10 protein-coding genes are annotated in these 18,537 nt (G+C 61.9%); all 10 read right to left on the bottom strand.

The genetic code is table 11. The features are described from left to right. Nucleotides 1–4: 4 nt before the first annotated feature. Nucleotides 5–1,804, bottom strand: coding sequence for a translation elongation factor 4 (gene lepA / locus VHE12_00765; GenBank protein HVZ79310.1), 1,800 nt, complete (start codon nucleotides 1,802–1,804; stop codon nucleotides 5–7). A gap of 133 nt (nucleotides 1,805–1,937) precedes the next feature. Then, complete coding sequence (locus VHE12_00770; protein HVZ79311.1) at nucleotides 1,938–2,711, bottom strand: hypothetical protein; 774 nt, start codon at nucleotides 2,709–2,711, stop codon at nucleotides 1,938–1,940. A gap of 58 nt (nucleotides 2,712–2,769) precedes the next feature. Beyond that, on the bottom strand, nucleotides 2,770–3,564 hold the full coding sequence (locus VHE12_00775; protein HVZ79312.1) for a hypothetical protein: 795 nt from the start codon (nucleotides 3,562–3,564) through the stop codon (nucleotides 2,770–2,772). Then, on the bottom strand, nucleotides 3,548–5,959 hold the full coding sequence (locus VHE12_00780; GenBank protein HVZ79313.1) for a hypothetical protein: 2,412 nt from the start codon (nucleotides 5,957–5,959) through the stop codon (nucleotides 3,548–3,550). The genes VHE12_00775 and VHE12_00780 overlap by 17 nt, the downstream gene beginning before the upstream one ends. Next, on the bottom strand, nucleotides 5,943–8,213 hold the full coding sequence (locus tag VHE12_00785) for a hypothetical protein (protein ID HVZ79314.1): 2,271 nt from the start codon (nucleotides 8,211–8,213) through the stop codon (nucleotides 5,943–5,945). Before VHE12_00785 ends, VHE12_00780 begins: the two co-directional genes overlap by 17 nt. A gap of 24 nt (nucleotides 8,214–8,237) precedes the next feature. Then, the gene (locus tag VHE12_00790; GenBank protein HVZ79315.1) at nucleotides 8,238–10,733 is read right to left on the bottom strand and encodes a hypothetical protein; all 2,496 of its coding nucleotides are present in this window, start codon (nucleotides 10,731–10,733) and stop codon (nucleotides 8,238–8,240) included. Between the two features lie 67 nt (nucleotides 10,734–10,800). Beyond that, entirely contained in the window at nucleotides 10,801–11,571 is a 771-nt protein-coding gene (locus VHE12_00795) for a hypothetical protein (protein ID HVZ79316.1), read from the bottom strand. Between the two features lie 201 nt (nucleotides 11,572–11,772). Further along, entirely contained in the window at nucleotides 11,773–16,158 is a 4,386-nt protein-coding gene (gene rlmD, locus VHE12_00800) for a 23S rRNA (uracil(1939)-C(5))-methyltransferase RlmD (protein HVZ79317.1), read from the bottom strand. Between the two features lie 202 nt (nucleotides 16,159–16,360). After that, a complete protein-coding gene (locus VHE12_00805) occupies nucleotides 16,361–17,173 on the bottom strand; it encodes a hypothetical protein (GenBank protein HVZ79318.1) in 813 nt (270 codons plus the stop codon). 213 nt (nucleotides 17,174–17,386) lie between these two features. Further along, complete coding sequence (locus VHE12_00810; GenBank protein ID HVZ79319.1) at nucleotides 17,387–18,421, bottom strand: LacI family DNA-binding transcriptional regulator; 1,035 nt, start codon at nucleotides 18,419–18,421, stop codon at nucleotides 17,387–17,389. Nucleotides 18,422–18,537: the final 116 nt, after the last annotated feature.

An 18,537-nucleotide genomic window follows, 5' to 3' on the forward strand; every position in this document is an offset into this window, starting at 1 on the left:
GCCTTTATTCCTCGACCTTCAGCACCGCCATGAAGGCTTCCTGCGGTATTTCGACGCTCCCGATGTTCTTCATGCGCTTCTTGCCCTCTTTTTGCTTCTCCAAAAGCTTGCGCTTGCGGCTGATGTCCCCGCCATAGCACTTGGCGAGCACGTCCTTTCGACGCGCCCGGACCGTCTCGCGGGCTATGATCTTGCCCCCGATGGCCGCCTGGATGGGCACCTCGAAGAGCTGTTGGGGGATGATCTCCTTGAGCTTTTCGGCGATGCCCCGTCCCCGGATCTCCGCCTTGTCCCGGTGCACCATGAAGGAAAGGGCGTCCACGGGTTCGCCGTTCAGGAGGATGTCCACCTTCACCACCTCGCCCACCTTGGTGCCGATGGGCTCGTAATCGAGCGAGGCGTAGCCCTTGGTGCAGCTCTTGAGCTTGTCGAAGAAGTCCATGACCACCTCGGCCAAGGGGAGCTCATAGGTGATGAGGGCCCGGGAGGTGTCCAGGAAGTGGGTGTCCTTGTGCACGCCCCGCCGTTCCTGGCAAAGGGTCATGACCGCCCCGATATAGTCGGCGGGCACGATGATCTTGGCATCGATATAGGGCTCTTCGATCTCCTCGATCTCGGAGGGGTTGGGCAGTTTGGAAGGATTGTCCACGGTGAAGGTCTCCCCATTGGTCTTCTTCACCTTGTAGACCACGCTGGGGGCGGTGGCGATGAGGTTGAGATTGTATTCGCGTTCCAGGCGTTCCTGCACGATCTCCATGTGGAGAAGCCCGAGGAACCCGCAGCGGAAGCCGAAGGAGAGGGCCAGGGAAGTCTCGGGCTCGTAGGAAAGAGCGGCGTCGGAGAGTTTCAGCTTGGCCAAGGCCTCCTTCAGGTCCTCGTAATCATCCGAGATCACCGGATAGAGGCCGCAGAAGACCATGGGCAGCACGTCCTTGAAGCCCGGCATGGCCTCGGCCGTGGGCCGGCCCTCTTCGGTGACCGTGTCCCCCACCTTGGCGTCGCGCACTTCCTTGATGTTGGCGGCCACGTACCCGACCTCGCCCGCCAGCAGGCCCTCGGTCTTCTCCATCTTGGGCTTGAAAACGCCGACCTCCTCCACCTCGAAGACCTTGCCGGTGGACATGAGCTTCATCCGGGTGTTCTTGCCGATCCTGCCGTTCAGGAGCCGGATGAAGACGATGACGCCCCGGTAGATGTCGTACATGGAATCGAAGATGAGGCCCTTCAAGGGTTCGTCCGGCTCCCCGGTGGGCGGAGGAACCCGCTTCACGACCGCTTCCAGGATGTCCTCGATGCCGATCCCTTCCTTGGCGGAAGCCGAGATGGCCTCCTCACCCGGGATGGCGAGGGATTCCTCCATCTGTTTCTTGCAACGTTCCACGTCGGCGGCGGGCAGGTCGATCTTGTTGATGACGGGCACGATGGCCAGTTTCTGGTCGAAGGCCAGATAGGCGTTGGCGAGCGTCTGGGCCTCCACGCCCTGGGAGGCGTCGATCAAAAGAAGCGCCCCTTCGCAGGCCTTGAGGCTGCGGGAGACCTCGTAGTTGAAGTCCACGTGGCCCGGGGTATCGATGAGGTTCATCTCGTACTTTTGGCCGTCCTTGGCCTTGTAGAAGAACCGGACCGCCTTGGCCTTGATGGTGATGCCCCGCTCCCGCTCCAGGTCCATCTGGTCCATGAGCTGGGCGCGCATCTCCCGGGGCGGGATGGCACCGGTGAATTCGAGCAGGCGGTCGGCCAGGGTGCTTTTACCGTGGTCGATATGGGCGATGATGCAGAAATTGCGGATGTGGGACAGCGACAAAGCGGGCTCCCGTGAGGAATGTGGGGCCGTAGTATAGGGGAGGAACTAGGCAAAAAGAAGTTGAGCGCCCGGCCCCCAAAACGAAAAAGCCCGCCTTCAGGCGGGCTTTTCTAGGATTGCCGTCGGTTTCAGCTCAGAAGAGCTGGACCTCGTCCACGTAAAAATCGCAGCCGTAGGTCCCCGCCACGTTGTTCGGGTCCTCTTCCCATTGGAAGTAGAGGATGCGGCTGATGTTGGGCGAACCCGTGCAAGGCGCGATGCCGCAAGTCCCCGACAAGGGGCCGATCTTGGGATCGCCCCATCCGGCCTGGGCGAAGGCGCTCCAGGTGAAGGAAACCAGGGTCCAGGTATTCCCGGTGGCGGAGAGGGCTTTTTTATAGGTGTCATAACAACCGCCGCCGCCGCCCGCACAATTGCCCACCGGGGGCGGGATCTGCTCGGGAGCGGGCACGATGAACCACCGGGCCGGCATGTTATCGCTGGGGCCCGTCTTCCAGTAGAACTGGATCCCGTTGGTGGCGGTGCCGTAAGCGGTCCCGCTGAGGTTGTAGTTCCCGGAGGTGTTCGGGTTGGCTTCCAGTTCGTAAGGTGAGTAACCGGAAAGGGCCGTGGGAGCCACGAAGACGTTGGCCGCGAAGGCCGTGCCATTGGCGCCGCCGGACACGACCACGTTGGAGATGGAACCCGGCAGCCAGTTGAAGTTCGGGCTGGAGGAGCGGATCAGGTTATTGTTCACGGTAGCATTCCCGTTGTCGAAGTTGGCCACGACATGGGGGCCCAAGGTGGGGGTGGAGGTGGCCACTAAGGCCGACAGGGGCGGGATCTTGCCCGTGCACCCCTGCAGGAACCAGATCCCATTGAGGACCACGGCTCCCAGCATGAACATCAGAACGATGACTTTTTTCATTGGCGATCTCCCGGCTCTTTACGATGTATAGGGGCCCTGGGGCTCCCCGAGTTACCGATCAGTAGAAGTATACCTCGTCCACATAGAAGTCCACGTTGGAGACCCCCGCCACGTTCTGGCGGCCGACCTGCCACAAAAGCCCCAAAACCTGGGTGAGATTGACCCCGGTGAGGCTGTTGGGCACCGGTTTCACCCCATAGCTGGTGACCAGGTCCTTATCGAACTGGAAACTGTATTGTTTCCAGCCGTTGCTGGAACCTGCGGGAAAGGTATAGCCGAAATAGTTGTAGCAACCCGTGGCGGCCGTGCAGTCGCCCTGGGGCGGCTTGGCTTCCTGGGTGGTGGGGATATAGAAGAAGCGGGACGGGGTGGTGTCGGACGGCATGAAGTTCACGTAGAACTTGACCCCGGTGAAAAAGCTCATGTTGTAGGCGTTATGAGGGGCTCCCGAGGCCGTATCCAGGTAACCCTCGAACCCGATGGAAGGATAGGTGCCATCCCCCAGGTCGGTAACAGCGCCAGAGATATGGGCGGCCTGGGGCGTGCCCGCGGCCCCGCCGGCAGCGATGAACATGTTGGCGTTCTCATTGGCCGGGAAGTTGTTGATGATGGCCCAGGAACCGGCGGTCTGGACGGTATTTCCCGGCACCCCCACCTCAAAGAGGCTGGAATTGGTCGAATCGCTGGAAGCGCCCACGACGGCCGTCTCGAAATTACAGACCCGCGTGTAATTGGGCGCCGAGTTGGGGGCCGTATAGGCGGTCAGGGGCGCGATCTGGGTCTGGCATCCCCAGAAGGCCAGGAGCCCTCCGAAAGCCAGGATCGGCAGAAGGACCTTAAAATTCGGTTTCATAGGTCAGCTCCATGAATTCATTGTTCAGCGTTCCCGAAATGGGTCCGTCATAAGGAAGTTCATTGGTCCAATCGAAGCTGTAGTCGAAGTGGACCTTGGTGTTGCGCCCGGTCTCCAGGGTCGTGGAGAGGATAAGCTGGTTGTCATAGCCGTTCACCGTGAAAACCGAGTATTGGCCCAGGTCGGTGTTGTCGAACAGGTAGGTGGCCCGCGCGGTCGGAACGCCCCCGATCCCCATTTCGGAGCCCGAGAAGCTGCGGGTGCCGAAGGAACCGCCGACCTGCCAACCCGGGAAGAGCCCCGCCTCGACGCCTCCCAGCACCCAGAGGCTGTCCAGGGTCCCGGCGACGCTGCTGGTCTCCTCGAAACGAACGTTGGTCCCGATCACGAAAGGCGTGGAAAGCCCGGCGCCGGGCCCGATGTCGATGGAAGGACCCAGGTTGAAATAGACGAAGTTCCGCTTGGGGACCTCCCCGCCAGCGGTGGTATCCAAGCCCGTATAGCCCGTTCCTCCGCTGTTGACCACAAAGTTACCACTGATCTCGTCCAGGAAGTAGGCGGCCGCCCGGATCCTGAGGCTTTTCTTCTCAAGGGTCTTGATGTCGATCTCGCCCCCGAACCCTTCCCGGTTGGGAGTGGCCAAACCATAGGGGAACACGTTGTCCAGGGTCCGGTCGTAATAGCCGAAGATGGCCCCCGCCCGCGGGACCGAACTCAAGAAGAATTGGGACATGGGCTGGAAATTGAGGCTTTCCGGACCCACGAGGAGGGTATTGCCCGGCGCCACATCGCGGGTCTGGGCCAGGGGGGAATAGTAGTTCGGACCGACGTTCAGGTAGGTCAGGGAGACCTTGGAATCGCCGAACTGGAAGAAGGGGCCGAAGCTCATGGCATAGTCGCTGATGGTGCTATCGGTGTTCCGCTTGTCGTCCTGGAAGCTGGCGAAGGCCCCTTCGTATTGGGCGCCCAAATAAACATCATCCCCCACACCGACCCGCAGGGTCGGGGCCACGCTCCCGATCATGTATTGATGGGCCCAAGTGGCGGTGTTGAATTGGCCGTAAGGGGAACCCGGTTGGGTCGAGTCCAGGGGTTCGTCCAGGATGATGCCGTAGGCATCCGCGCTTACCTGCCAGGACATTCCACCAGCGTACCATTTCTTCGATTTGATCGTCCCCTTCCCGGCCAGGATGAGGTCGGTGAAGATGTTGGACCCCATGTACCATCCGCCGCCGCCGTCGTTGAAACCCTGCCGGATCATGTGGACGAAGCCGGAGGCGCTCGCCGATTCCAGCACTTTTGAATCAGGCCAGCCCAGCGCGGTCCCGATCCTCAGACCCCGGAAGGGAAGCTCGGGCTGCCGGTCCATGAAGGTCTCGTATTTGGCGATGGATTCCCAACGGGCCATGGGCTCGGGCTTGTAGAAGAGGTCCTCGCTGTCCCGGCCCCAGAGGGTGAAAGGGCTGTAGGCTTCGTAAAAATCGCCGAGGGACACCGACATGTATTCCGGATTGAATTTTGCCTCCACCCAACGCAATTGCAGGAAATCGTTATAGAAGGTGGAACTGGAACCGATCTCGGGGGATTCGGAGGCACCCAAGGCATTGAAAAGGCTCGGCGAGGAGGTCTTGGGCAGGAAGGAGGACCCCAAACGGATGATCCCCTTCCAACGTAGTTCCTTGGACACGCTCCCGGTGGGCTCCAGGTCCAGGTAGCCGAAGGCTTGGCGGTTACCCGTATTGTCGAAAAAGCTGTTGGTGTAGGTCCCGAAATATTGCTGGCCGATCCCCATGGCCCGGCCCACACCGTGGATCGAGACGCTCGGATATTCGGTGATCCCCCGCACGCTCCGCCAAAGGTCGAATTGGTCGGCTTCCGCCTTGGATAGCTTGGCGTCCAGGTCGTCCTTCTGGTCCCGGACCAGTTTCAGCTCGAAGTCATAGGCCTCTTGGAGGTTCTGGAGGTTTTTCTCGGCCTCCTCCACCTTTTTCGGGTCCTTCCAAAGGGGGAGCGACTCGGCCGGCGAAAGCGAATCGGAGGCGTTCCCGGTGTTGGCCGTATTGGCGGCGTTATCGCCCGGAGGCAGGGGGGCGCCGGCGTCCGGCGGGGGGGGGGGCAGGTCCATGTCGGCCTGGGCGACGACGACTTCCTTGAACTTGGTCTCGGCCTTGAAGATGCGCTCGGCCATCTCGAAACGGGTCAGGGGCCCTTTCGAATCACCTGGGGCCAGGAGTCCATCACTCTCCAGGGCCTTCAAGCGGGTGTAGGCCGGGTCCCCTTGCGGCACCAGGGAGAAAAGACCGGCGCGTTCCGTCGCGGAAACCTGGGCCCCGGCGCCCGCGAGCAGGAGCAGTCCCAAGACCGGGATCAGGAAGGGCTTAGAAGTGGGCTTCATAGGTGAACCTCATGATCTGGTCGGTGCGGTCGTAGCTGGGGACGTCTTTCCAGGAATACTCGTTGATGAAAAGGTCGCCCCGGAAGTTGATGGTCTTGGACAGGGGGTAAAGGAAACCGAAGGCCAGGGTGGTGCGGGTCAGGTTGAGGGGCGTGTAGCTGTATTGACCCAGGGAGCCCGTGTCCAGGTAGAAGGAATAATTGGCCAAGGTCGGCGGGTTTCCCGCGCCGGCAAGGGTGTATTCGCTCCCCGCGGCTTGGGTCTGGACAAAGGCCGTGGATAGCACCACCGAATCGAACCCCGCGAAAGGCACGGTGAAGTCGGCGGAGGCGATAAGGGTCGTCACGTCGAACTTGGAGGAACCGAAGAGGGTGGTGGTCTCGTCCTTGTAGTCGAAACCCAGCTGATAGGTTTTCCCCTTCAATTCCAAAGGTTTCGCCAGTTCCACCGTCATGGCGCCTTCCCAACCCTCAAAGGTGCGTTCGGCCCCGACCGAATCCAGGGTATCGACGGCCACACCGCCGGTGCCCGCGCCATTGAGGACATAATTGGCCGTGGTCTCTTTGAACCCGGTCATGAGCTTGGCCCGGGGATGGAGCCAGGCCTCGATGTCGGCGTCGAACCCCAGGATCAGGCCCTGTCGGTTCGGGGTCGCGTCCCCATAGGGGAGGGCGTTCTCGTTGAGGCGGTCATAAGTGGCGAAGACCGGCCGGCCGGCGGCCGAGACCGGATAGCGGTTCAGGTATCCGATCAGGGCCTCTTCCTCCTGGAAGTTATCGTTGCTGAAGTAGCCCGTGGGCGGGTTCCCAAAGGAGAATCGGTTGGTCTGGGCACCGGGTGAATAGAAGTAGGGACCGATGTCCATGTACTTGGCGCTCAGGTGGAACCCGGCGATGTTCAGGGAACCGCTCATCCAATAGGCCCAATCCTGGAAGGCCCGGTCGGGATTATTGGCGTCGTCCACATAGCGGCTGGACCCGTACTCCCCTTCCCCGGTCACGTTCACGTCGGCGTCGAAGGGGACCTTCACTTTGGCCGAGAGGCTCCCCACGTGGTACTGCTTCGGGAAGGTCAGGGGGAAGTCGGGGGTGTAGAGGTTGTTGGAATCGTTGATCGTGCCCGGGTCGTCCCAGATGAGCAGGCCATCCCCTTTGAGCTCCACGTTCTTGTCCAGCAGGACCAGGGCGATCTGGGACCCGGCCATGTAGTCCCCGAAGCTGAACTCGGTGGCGTTCTTGATGGGGCTCACCATGGCCTCGGCCTTCAGGTCGGAGAAGAAGGGATCGTTGGAGCCCATGAGGTCGGTCGAGGCCCGGAAGCCCCGCACCCGGAAGTCGGGGCCATGGTCCATCATGGCCAGTTCCTCCACGTCCTTGCGGTTGCGGTAGAAGGAAGAAGGTTCCAGCAGGGTGTAGACGGGAACGTCGTAGTTCCAGAGGACCAAGGGACTATAGTGTTGCCAGAAGTCTCCGGCGTTCACCGTGAAGTATTCGTTGTAATCGCTCAAGGATAGCCAGCGTAGGTCGGTCTTGGGGGAAATGGGGTCCGCGTAGAACATCCCCAGGGTCCTCCAGAACCGGATCGTGGCCTCGAAGAGGACGGTGGGCACCGGGATGCTGTGCAGGCTCATGTCCATGAAGAGGTCGTAGTTGTATTGGGTGGTGGTGTAGGGCGCGTTGATCCCGAAACCTCGGTAGCTGTTGAAATATCCCCGGGAAAAACCGGTCCCCTCGGTCCCGGTCCGTTTCAGCAGGACCTGTTGCTGGGCCCCCAGGGATTCATTGCGGTGCTCCAGGGCGAAGATCCGGTCCTCGATTCTCGGCAGGTCGGCCCCCATGGCCTTGAGTTCCTTCTTGAATTCTTCCACCAGTTGGCCGGCGCTCTTGGAAGCGGCCGGGGACGGGAAGCTCGGCAGGCCCGCGGCCGCCGGAGGCGGGGGAAGGGCCCCCGGAAGTCCGAAGTTGGGGTCCATGGGCGGTGGCAAGGTCAGGTCGTCCCCCGGCGGGGGCAATTGGGCGACCAGGATCTCCCCGGTATGGGCGGTCATCTCGGCCGCTTCCAGGTTGGACAATTGGGCGATCGGTTTCGTCGGCGACGGGGCCCATCCTTCCTCCACCAGGCGGGACAGGGCGTCGTTGATCCAAGGGGACCGCTCGTTCGAGGACAAGGTCCCATGATCGGCCCGGGCGGCCGAAAAGGCACCCAGGACCATCGCGAGGACCGCCCCTTGGATTTTGTTCGTTCTCTTCTTCACGGAAACCGTCCCTTTACCCATCTTTTAGAACAACAAGTAGAATTCGGAGATCCATTGCCCGGTGTGATAGCTGTTGGCGGGCACATAGGCGTCCTTGAACGTCACATCCTTGTAGCGCAATTCGAATTTGCCCGATCCCCAAGGTATGTCATAAGCGAACCCGCCCCCGATCACATCGGTGCGGTAGTCCACCAGGGGATAGGTGTAGGCGCATTTCCAGGTCTCCCAGCCGTATTCCCCCATGATGTTGACGTTGCGGATCAACTGGTACATGGCCCCGAAGTCGACGACCTGCTGCTCGAAAAGGTTGGAGATGTCGGATTGGGACGGGTCCTGGGCCTTGCCCGACACCCGGTTGTCGGTGAAGAAGACCGACCCGTAGAGGGGCTGGTCGATCCCGAACATCTTGTTGAACTGGTATTTAGTGGTCAGGGTGATGTAGCTGTAGGTCTTCAGGTGGGTCAACATGGTGTAGGCGTTGGTGCCCGCCACGACCCCCGGGGCGGACCCGTTGACCACGATGGCCCCGCCGCCGGTGGTGACCGGCATCATCAAAGGAATGCGCTCGGAAGAAAGGGTGAACTGGTAGCGGGTCTGCTGGCCGGAGCTGATGTCGCCGTCGTTGCGGAGAGCCTCGATATTGTTGTCATAGGCCTGGCGGGCGGGCAACCAGGGCGCGGCCGCATAGCCGCCCCAGAGGTCCAGTCCCCAGATACCTTCGTCCTCCTGGTAATAGGGGGAGAGGACGTTGAAGGCTTCCACGAAGTTGTAATTGTTGTAGACCGGGTCCCCGTTGGAATCGGTCCCCACATTGGTGGGGCTTTGAACGGCCCGGTATTCGGTCTTCTGGGCGAAATCGAAATTGACCACGATATCGTCGAGGAAGCTGGGCCAGCCCCTCATCCAATCCTGCTTGCGGCCGTCCCAGCCCAGGTTGGCGCGCCAGCCGTAGCGGTTACTGACCAGGTTGTCCACTTCCCCCACCAAGCCATAGGCGTCCTCGAAGGAACTGGAGGTATAGCCCGGGCCCGCGTAGACCCCATATTGGTTGAAGTTGACCCCGGCCATGGCCACCTTGCTGTTGAAATTGGCGAAGCTGTCGCTGATGGCGGTGTAGAAGAGATTGAAGGGATAGTAGGAGATCTGGACCTGTCCCGCGGGCGCTTCCAGGGCGGCCTTGGCCGGCTGGCCGTTGTCGATGCCGGAATAGAGGTGGGAGAATCCGGCTTCCACGTCGATCCGCACCGGCTTGAGGTCAAACCCCAGGCTGGCCTGATAGGTCTTCAGATCGAGTTGAGGGACCTGGTTGACGCCGAAGTCGTCGTTGATCCACTCCGTGGACAAGGCGGCCTGGACCGTCCCAAAGTTTTTGGAGAGCTTGGCGGCCTGCTCGAAACGGTTCCCTTGGGTGTTCTGGGTCCCCATGCGCCCGAACATCAGGACCATGTTCCCATCCTGGCCCAACCAGGGCAAGTTGGACCCGATGCCATAGATCCCCGAGAAGACCGGGTCGAAGCTGGAAACGATGGCCCCGGCGGCCGAAGAGGGCGGCACCGCCGAGATGTTGCTCACGTAATCGTCCCAGGTCTTCTGGTCCTTGTCGTCGGAGAAATGCTTGATGTCCACGGGGTTTACGTAGCGCTTCAAGGAGGTGGGTCCGATGCCCCGGGTGAAATCCCCCAGGGTCCCGGCGCCCGGATAGCCTTCCGCCATGAAATGGGTGTCCCAACGGCCCAAGGGGCCGTCGAACTGGAAGCTCACGTCCGGGTTATAGATGCCGAAGCTGGCACCTTGGGAATTGGCGTTGGCGTCGGTCAAGGTACCGGTCAACCCTAAGGAAATGGCTCCCTTCCCCCCGAAATCACTCCACATACCCAGGTCGATGGAATTGGCGGTCCGGATGGCGTTCACCACCGTGATCCCCGACATGGTCAGGTTCTCGAAGCGGAAGCGGGTCTTGGTGCTGAAGTTGGGGATGCCGCTGCTCTTGTTGGCCTTCTTCCAGGTCGCGTTCACGTCGTCCTGGACGGTATTGAGCTTTTCCATTTCCTTCTGCCACTCGGCCAGGCGGTTGTCGTAGAGGCTCAAATGGGTCCGCAAGAGCTCCGACTCCTGCTTGAGTTCCTTCAATAGGTTGTCGATCTCCTGCCGCACCCAGGGGTTCACCGGAGGAGCCATCGGGGTGGGGATCGGCGTCGGAATGGCGATCGGCATGGGGGTCGGGATGGGCTGGGGCGTGAAGGTCGGCGTGGGTTGGAGCAATTCGGGGGCCGTCAGGCGGGCCTTGGCCTTCTCCGTATAAAAGGCCAGTTCCAACCGGCTGACGATCTTGCCCTGATCGAGCTTGGCCTGGTCCTGGGGGTCCAGGAGGCCGTAATCCTCCAGGTGCTTGACCCTTTGATAAAGAGGGTTGTCGGGCGTCAATTGGTCGAAGGGATTCGCCAGGGCCCGGAAGCCCAAGGCCCCGCCGGCCGAAACCAGGAGGAAAAGGGCCAAAAATTGTTTCAAACGAAGTTCCAAGAACGTCCTCTATTTAAGGATGACCGGCTCAACCCAAAATGAACCCGTCCGGATCGACGGGAAAGGCTCAGTAAAACTCCACCTCATCCACCCAGTAATCGATCGCATAGGTCCCGGCGGCATTGTTGGCGCTGTGCGCCCAGGTCAGGTTGATGAACTCCTTCAAGTGGTCCGACATGTCCGGCGGAGTCACGGGAGCGCCCCATCCTTCCCGCTTCAGGTCGGTGAAGGCGTAGGCTTTCTTGGTCCAATCGGGGGAAACGGACAGGTCCGCCCCGAAGTTGTCATAACAGCCTGAACTACAGGTCCCACCCTGGTCCGGCGGAAGGGTCACGGCGGTGCCCACCTTGAAGCGCCGCTTGAGGGCCTGGTCGGTGGCGGGACATTTGTAATAGAACTGGATGCCGGTGAAATTGCTGGCATCGTAGAAGCCGCTGTCCTTGAACTTCCCTTGGATCTCGAAATCCGGATAGACCTTGTCCCCATGGTCCGTCAGGTTGCCGTAGATATGGGCCGCCTTGGGGGTGCCATTGGCCCCGCCCGCCGCGCCTAGGTCCGCGTTGAGGGTGTTGCCGCCGAAGGTGATGGCCAGCCACATGCCGCCTCCGCCGCCGAAGAGCTTGGAATTGGTCGCCTTTCCGCCGCTTTCGAAATCGTTGACGACCCGGGCTTCCCGGGGGACCGCGACCTTCTTGGGCGGGTTCGCCGCCGGGTTGGACAGGCCTTCCGTCAGGGATGCGTTCTTGGAACCTTCATTGATGAAAACGGCCCCGCAACCTTGGAAGAAGAGGACGGACGCGGCCAGCAAAAAGCCAAAAGCCAGGCACCAAGACCGCATGAACACCTCGGGGGATCCGGTTGGGATAAATGCTCTAAGGAAACAAGGGACCGGCAAAAAAGCCTGGGTATTTTACTAAAAGGGTCCGGAACCAGGAACCCTTTTTTGCCTTGGGGACCATGTCCCGAGCGATGAAGGACTAAAGCGGTTTTAGGCTCGAGAAACCGGTTTCATGAAAAAAGGACCCCTTCAATCGTGGGGTTATTCCGGTTTCCCACCGTCGGTGGTATCCGTGAAGGGCGCCGTTTTGCCTGCGGGGACTTTCTTCATGTAGGCGAAGTCGAAGACCCGCATGGCTTGTCCGGGTTTTTCCAACAACACCGCGGCCATGTAACGGTCGTCCCGGGCGGGGTCCTCCGTCTTGGGAAGGTTCGCAAAGAGGTTCTTGACCCGCACCATGTGGCCGGAGGGAAGGTCGAAAGGGCCCACCGTCGCCAGGTCCGTGTAATAGTTCTTGCTGGTATCGACCTGGTGCAGGACCACGCCCTTGATGGCCTCGTTGGATTGGTTCCGGATCTCCACGCTCAAGGGGATCGGCACCCCGCCCGGCGCCCGTTCGGGGGCCACCAGGGTCATGTCGATGGGCACCAGCCCCTCCATCCGCTGCATCGTCGAGAAGGCCTTGCCCCCCGCCACCGCCCACTCCATGGAGCTGTAGGGTCCCCGCACCCCATAGACGATACGGTAAAGGTCGTGCCAGAACATCCCGAGCGAGGAGTTGACCGTGAACCAATCCTGGAAGACCCCCACCTCCCGGTCGTAGAGTTCCTCGGGCCCCGGGGGGTCGAGGGATTTCTGCACCCAGTTGAAATCCACCATCTCGCCCGGGGCGTATTCCCCGTTGCACCGGGCCAGGTACTGGGGCCATTGGGTCTTCATGGACTTGAGGGTGTTCCGGTCCCCCTCATAGAGCATGATCTGGTTGAAGTTCACGCCCGCGTCCACGTACATGGCCGGGTCCTGTCCGTGCTGGTGCCCCATTTCCCATCCCAGGGTGAAGGTGAAGACGGGTTTGGAGACCTTGGCTTCCTCCAGGATGCCTTTGAGGGTCAGGGCCACCTTATGGGCCCGCCACCATTGGAAGAGCGTGTTCACTTCCTTGCCGATCTTGTGCTTCTTCCCCGATTCCACCGTTTCCGCCAGCCAATGGATGCGCTCGTCCCGGGACATCTTGGCGAACTCGTTCGGCACGGGGACGTCCAGGTCGTTCACGAACTCGTCCACCAACTCATAGCCTGCATCGCCGGTGCGGACATAGTCCAGGCCGATCATGTCGATGTCCGGGTCCTGGTCCAGTTCCTGGAGGAATTGGACGACATCATGGTGCCGGTGCTCATCCTGGAGGGAGATGAACCGGGTGGGGGCCACTTCCCCGGTCTCGCGGTCATAGCCGAGCGAGAATTGGTAGGGCGCCTGGGCCCAGGCATCGCCCACCACCTTGAAGGTGGTCATGTAACCGGCGAACTTGAGCCCCGCCTGGTGGCAGAGCTTGGCGTATTTCTTCCCCACTTCCATGTCGCCGCGGCTGAAGGGGAAATCCCGCGCGATCATGTGGTCCCAGATCGAGGTCTGGCCCATCAGGTAGCAATAGATGTTGGCCCCCATGAACTTGGCCCATTCGACGGCGTTGGCCGCCCGCAGGGAATCGCTCCCATCCAGGGCCGGGACCGCCCCGCCCACCAGCTGTTTCCCGCCCTCCATGGTGAGGGCGGCGTAGCCGGGATAGAGGCCCGAGGGCTTCAAGGGCGAGATGGTGAAGGCCGACTGGAAGACCTTGGGCGACTTCCAGCGGGGGCTATGGACGGTCACCTCCGCTACATAGGTGCCGGGGATGGGGTTGAAGGGAATGGGCCAATTCCCATGGAACCGGCGCTGGTCGTTGTCCTTCTTGAGGGGCATGACGGTCCTGTCCTGGACCCAGGTGACCGGTTCCCCGTTCCGGGTCACCTGGACCGAGGCCTGCATCTCGCTGAAGGCCTCCTTTTCCTGGTCGCTGATCTTCACCTCGACGGGGACCATCTCGTAGCGTTTGTAGTCGCGGGCGGGCATGACGGCGATGACATCCGGGACCAGCTGGGTCTCCAGGGGGATCAGCACCCCGAGCCTCTTGGCATCGGGCGAGAAGGTGGCCGCGGCCCAATAGCCCCCGCCAACGAGGATGGCCAGGATCACCGCCCAACGAAGGTCGCGGAAAAGGGCCTTGCGCGAGGGAGAAAGCGGCAGTGGGACGGGGGGCGGGGGCGCCGAGGGCCGGGCCGACGGGACTTCCTCCGCCGGGACCGACGGAGTTAATTCCTGGACAGGGACTTCGGCCGGGATGGGCGGCTGGACAGGGGCCGGTGCCACGGCAAGGACGGGTTCGGGCTCCGGGGGAGCCTGGAGTTGTTCCAGGACCACCGGCGCTTCTTCCGGTTCCCTTTCGGGGGGGATCGAACGCTGGACCACCTCCGGCGTCGGCGCTTCCAGGGGCTCCTGAACAACCTCTTCCTGGACCGGGCTTGGGGCTTCCTGTACCGTCGCCTCGGACCATTGGGTCTTCATGACGGGGGCCGGCGGTTCGGCAGGCACGAAGGATCTTTCTTCCTCCGCTTCGACCACGAAGGCCTGGGTCTCCTCCTCGATGACCGATTCGACCCTTTCGGTCAGCACTTCCTCCTCGATGGCCTGCAGGAATTGGGCGGCCTTCGAGGCCGGGCGGTTCCCCTCGTCCGTGGCGGGACCCTGGGACTGGTCCCGGGTCCGGGCGATGGCCTGCTCCATCCATTGGAAGGTCTTTTGGCCGGCTTCCACTCCATCACGGGCCGCCTTGCCCAATTGGGTCGCCGTTTCCGCCCCCACCTGGCCCACCACTTCGCGGGTCTTTCGGGTGGCGTCGCTGCCGGCCCGGAGGGCCCGTCCCAGACCCCGGCCGGCCCCTACCGCTCCCTGGGCCGCCGAACGTCCCAGGAACGAAACGAGGGACCAGGCCAGGCCGAAGGCCGCTCCGAACTGCTGCCCCACCGCCACCATGAGCCCGGCGGTGCGGTCCTTGAAATAACGGAAATTATCCGAGACGTCCTGGGGTTTGGGGGGCGCGATCGGCGCGGCGACGCGGAAGGGGGTCTCCCCGGCCAGCGCGGCCTCCTCCGGCGTCTCCGGCAGGACGGGCTTCTCCCGGGTCAACCGCACCACCGTTTCGGTGTGGTAGGTCTGGGGGAACATGTCGAGCGGTTGGGCCCAATCGACCAGGTAGCCGTGCTTGGAAAGGAGCGCCAGGTCCCGGGCCAGGGTGGAAGGGTCGCAGGACACATAGACGATCCGCTCCGGATGGAGCGAGGTCACCCGCGCCAGCACCTCGGGCAAGACCCCCTTTCGGGGCGGGTCCAGCAGGACCGCGTCCACGCGGTTCATCCCCTTCTCCCGCAGGCCCAGAAGGATGGGGGCCACGTCCCCCTCGAGGAAATCGATGTTGGCCCGCTGGTTGAGCTTGGCGTTCTCCTTGGCGTCCTCGACGGCGGGGCCGATCTCCTCGATCCCCACCACGTAATCCGCCAACGGCGAGACCGCCATCGCCAGCGTGCCGATGCCGGAATAAAGGTCGAGGATCGTCCCCCAGCGCTTCTTTCCCGTGGGGGCGCCCAGGGCTTCCCGCACCACGGTGTGGAGGATGTCGGCCTGGGCCGTGTTCACCTGTAGGAAGGAACGTAACGAGACCTTGAGCTTCAGGTCGTCGATGACCTCGAAGTAATGGTCCCGCCCGGCCAGCACCCGGGTCGTGGGCCCGAAGACGATGTTCGTCCGGGAAGGGTTGATGTTCTGCAGTACGCCCACCAGACCCGGGGTCTCCTCCATCAGTTCGCGGGCCAGGCGGGGCAGGATGCCCTCCAGGGGTTCGGGCAGGAGGGTGGGCTTCTGCACCCGTTCCTCCGGATCCTCGGTCCGGGTCACGAAGGCCAGCAGGAACTCGCCCGTCTTCTGCCCTTGCCGCACGGTCAGGTGGCGGAGGAAGCCGGAATGCTTCTTCTCCTGGTAAGGGGTCAGGCCCGATTGATCGATCTTGGCGGTGACCTTTTGCAGGAACTGGTTGATGCCGTCGGCCTGGATGGCGCAGGTCGTGTAGGGGACCAGGTGATGGGACCGGGGTTCATAGATGCCCGTGATGAAGTGCCCGTCCCGCATGGAAAGGACCGGCATGGCTTTGTTGCGGTAGGCATAGGGCGACGGCGAGGGCAGGCAGGGTTGGACCGTGACGTCGCCCATCTTGCCGATGCGCTGGAAGGCATCCACGACGAACTGACGCTTGGTCTGGAGCTGGCGCGGATAGCTGAAGTGCTGCCACTGGCAGCCGCCGCACTCCTGGAAGATGGGACAGGGCGGCTGGACCCGGTCGGGGGAATGCCGGAGGACCTGGAGGATCTCCCCCACCGCGTAGTGATCCTTCACCTGCACGATCTTGAGGCGGACCCGCTCGCCCGGCAGGCCGCCGGGAATGAAGACGGCGAAATCCTTGAAGCGGCCGACCGAATCGCCGCCGAAGGCCAGCGAGGCGACATCGATCTCGATCTCTTCGCCGTGCCTTACCGGCGGGGTCGGGTGGGTGGTGTTCATGGGTTTCGCGACCTTGATCCTTGGGTCCTGCCCTTGGATCCCTTCAAGAAAGTGTGGTGGACCCGGCTTGGGAAATGTCGAAGTACGGAAGCCGCCGAATGACCCAAGGGACCCGGAAGGCCCCTGGGGTGCATTTTAAATGATTTTCGGCCAGGAACAAATCGGGTGGGACGCAAGAATTGGGAAAAGGGGCGACCCGTCCCTAGCGGCGGGGGGTCGGAGAGGCAACGGCGACCGGTTTGGGAGCCTTGGCATCCCCATCCAGTCGGAGGTTGTCCAGGTAGACCACCAAAGGTTGGGCGGCACCGGACAGATCCAGTCCGAAATGGAAGGACCGGATATTGGAGAGGTCGATCCGGGAGGCCGCCGTCTCACCCAGGGGCAGGACCAAGTTGTTGACCTTCCGGGGCAAAAGGGACCCCGAAGCCGTATAGACGTAGCCCCGTGAGTCGGCGATCTGGATGAACCAGGAGACCGGCTGATCCTGGGGATCGAAGACGTCCAGTTTCAAGTTGGCGTAATCCTGCCATTCATAGACCCCCAACTGGGTCGGGGAACGGTTCTCAAGGACCATCTCGGGCCGCCAGGCGATGGGGGGGGTCGGGACAGGGGAAGCCGGAGGAGCGACCGCCAAGGCGACCTGCTTCTTGCCGCCCGTGGGGGTCTGGGTCGGGGTGGCCGTGGGAAGGGGGGTCGGGGTGTCTCCCATGGAGGCGTCGGAGGTCAGGGCCGGGTTGGGGGTCGGGGTCGAGTAGAACTGGTTGAAGAGAAGGAAGGTCGCCTTGGCGGCGTATTTGCCGTGGGTCTTGTTCTCGGTCGAGGGTTCGATCTGGACATAACCACCGGTGGTCCAGTCATAGTCCCATTGCGGCCGCTCGAAGTCGTTGATCATCTGGCTCTTGGCTTCCACGTGCCTTTTGCCTAAACCGCGGGTGAGCCCGAGCCCGGCGGCGATCAAATAAAGGACGCCCAGGGCGGCCAGGATGATCAGGAGATTGATGAGGGGTCGACGCATGTCCCATCCCATGGAAGTTTGGCCAGCAAAAGCCGAGGCATTGTAGCAACCGGGTTACGGGCCTGCAACGCAGAAGGCCCGCTTAAAAGACCTGATTTGACCGCGAAGAAGCGAAGACGGGAATTTTACCGGGCATTCAGGATCCGGCTCCGCCCTCATGATCCTTTCGCCGCTTCGCACCCTCGCGGTGAAACGACTTTTGGGGTTTAAGGTTTAAAACCACTTTTTCTTGGAACCACAGGATTGCCGCACCACCAACTGGGTCGGCACCAGCACCTGTTTGGGTTTCCACTGGCTCCCGGCGTGGATCTTGTCCAAGAGCATCCGGGTCGCCTCCACGCTGATGGTCCGGTAATCCTGGCGCACGGTGGTCAGGGAATAGGGCGGGGTGAAAGCCTCGGTGATGTCGTCGAACCCCACCAGGGCGATGTCTCCACCCACGGTGAGCCCCGCTTCCTCGGCCACATCCCAGGCACCGAGGGCCATCAGGTCGTTGGAGGCGAAGACCGCCGTGGGCTTGTCCGGCAAGGCCAACAGTTTCTTCATCGCTTCCTCGCCGGAGGGGCGCATGAAATCCCCCTCGACGATATAACCTTCCGGGATGGAAAGACCTTTCCCCTCCATGGCCATCCGAAATCCCCTCAAGCGGTCATTGGCGTTGCGGGAGGTCTTGGGTTGGCCTGAAATGAAGGCGATCTTCTTGTGGCCCAGCTTCACCAAGTGGTCCACCACCGTCACCGCGGCCTGCACGTTGTCGCTGTCCACGAAATCCATTTCCTGGCTCTCGGTTCGGTAGCCGATGAGGACCACCGGGATCTTCTGGTCCATCATCTGCAACACGTCGGTCTCTTCCAGGTAGGGGGAGACCATGATCACCCCGTCCACGGCGTTGTGATAGACCCGGCGATAGACCTCCTGCGGGTCGAAGATGCCCGCGATGGTGTTGATGAGGAGTCCGTACTGGTTCTCCTGCACCACCTCGTTGATGCCGTTCAGGAGCCCCACATACCAGGCGCTCTGCAGGTTGAACTGATAGCCGGACCAGGAGAAGACCACCTCGATGAGGTTGGTCTGGCGGGCCACCAGGCCCCGGGCGATGGGGTTGGGCTTGAACTTGAGCTCCGCGATGGCCTGGAGCACCTTTTGGCGGGTATCCTCGAGCACATTGGGATTGTTGTTGAGCACCCGGGAAACGGTCGAGATGGAGACACCGGCCTTGTGGGCCACGTCATAGATGGTGACGGACATGGTTTTTGCCTTTCGCTTTCAAACGCTTTCATGACAAAAGACTTCTCTCCGCCCGGGGTTTTCCATGGAATTCAGGACGGAATGTCCTAGGGGCGGACTACGACCGCATTATAGCC

It is taken from the genome of bacterium (assembly GCA_035549195.1).
GTDB lineage: Bacteria > Oederibacteriota > Muellerivitia > Muellerivitales > Muellerivitaceae > DASZRK01.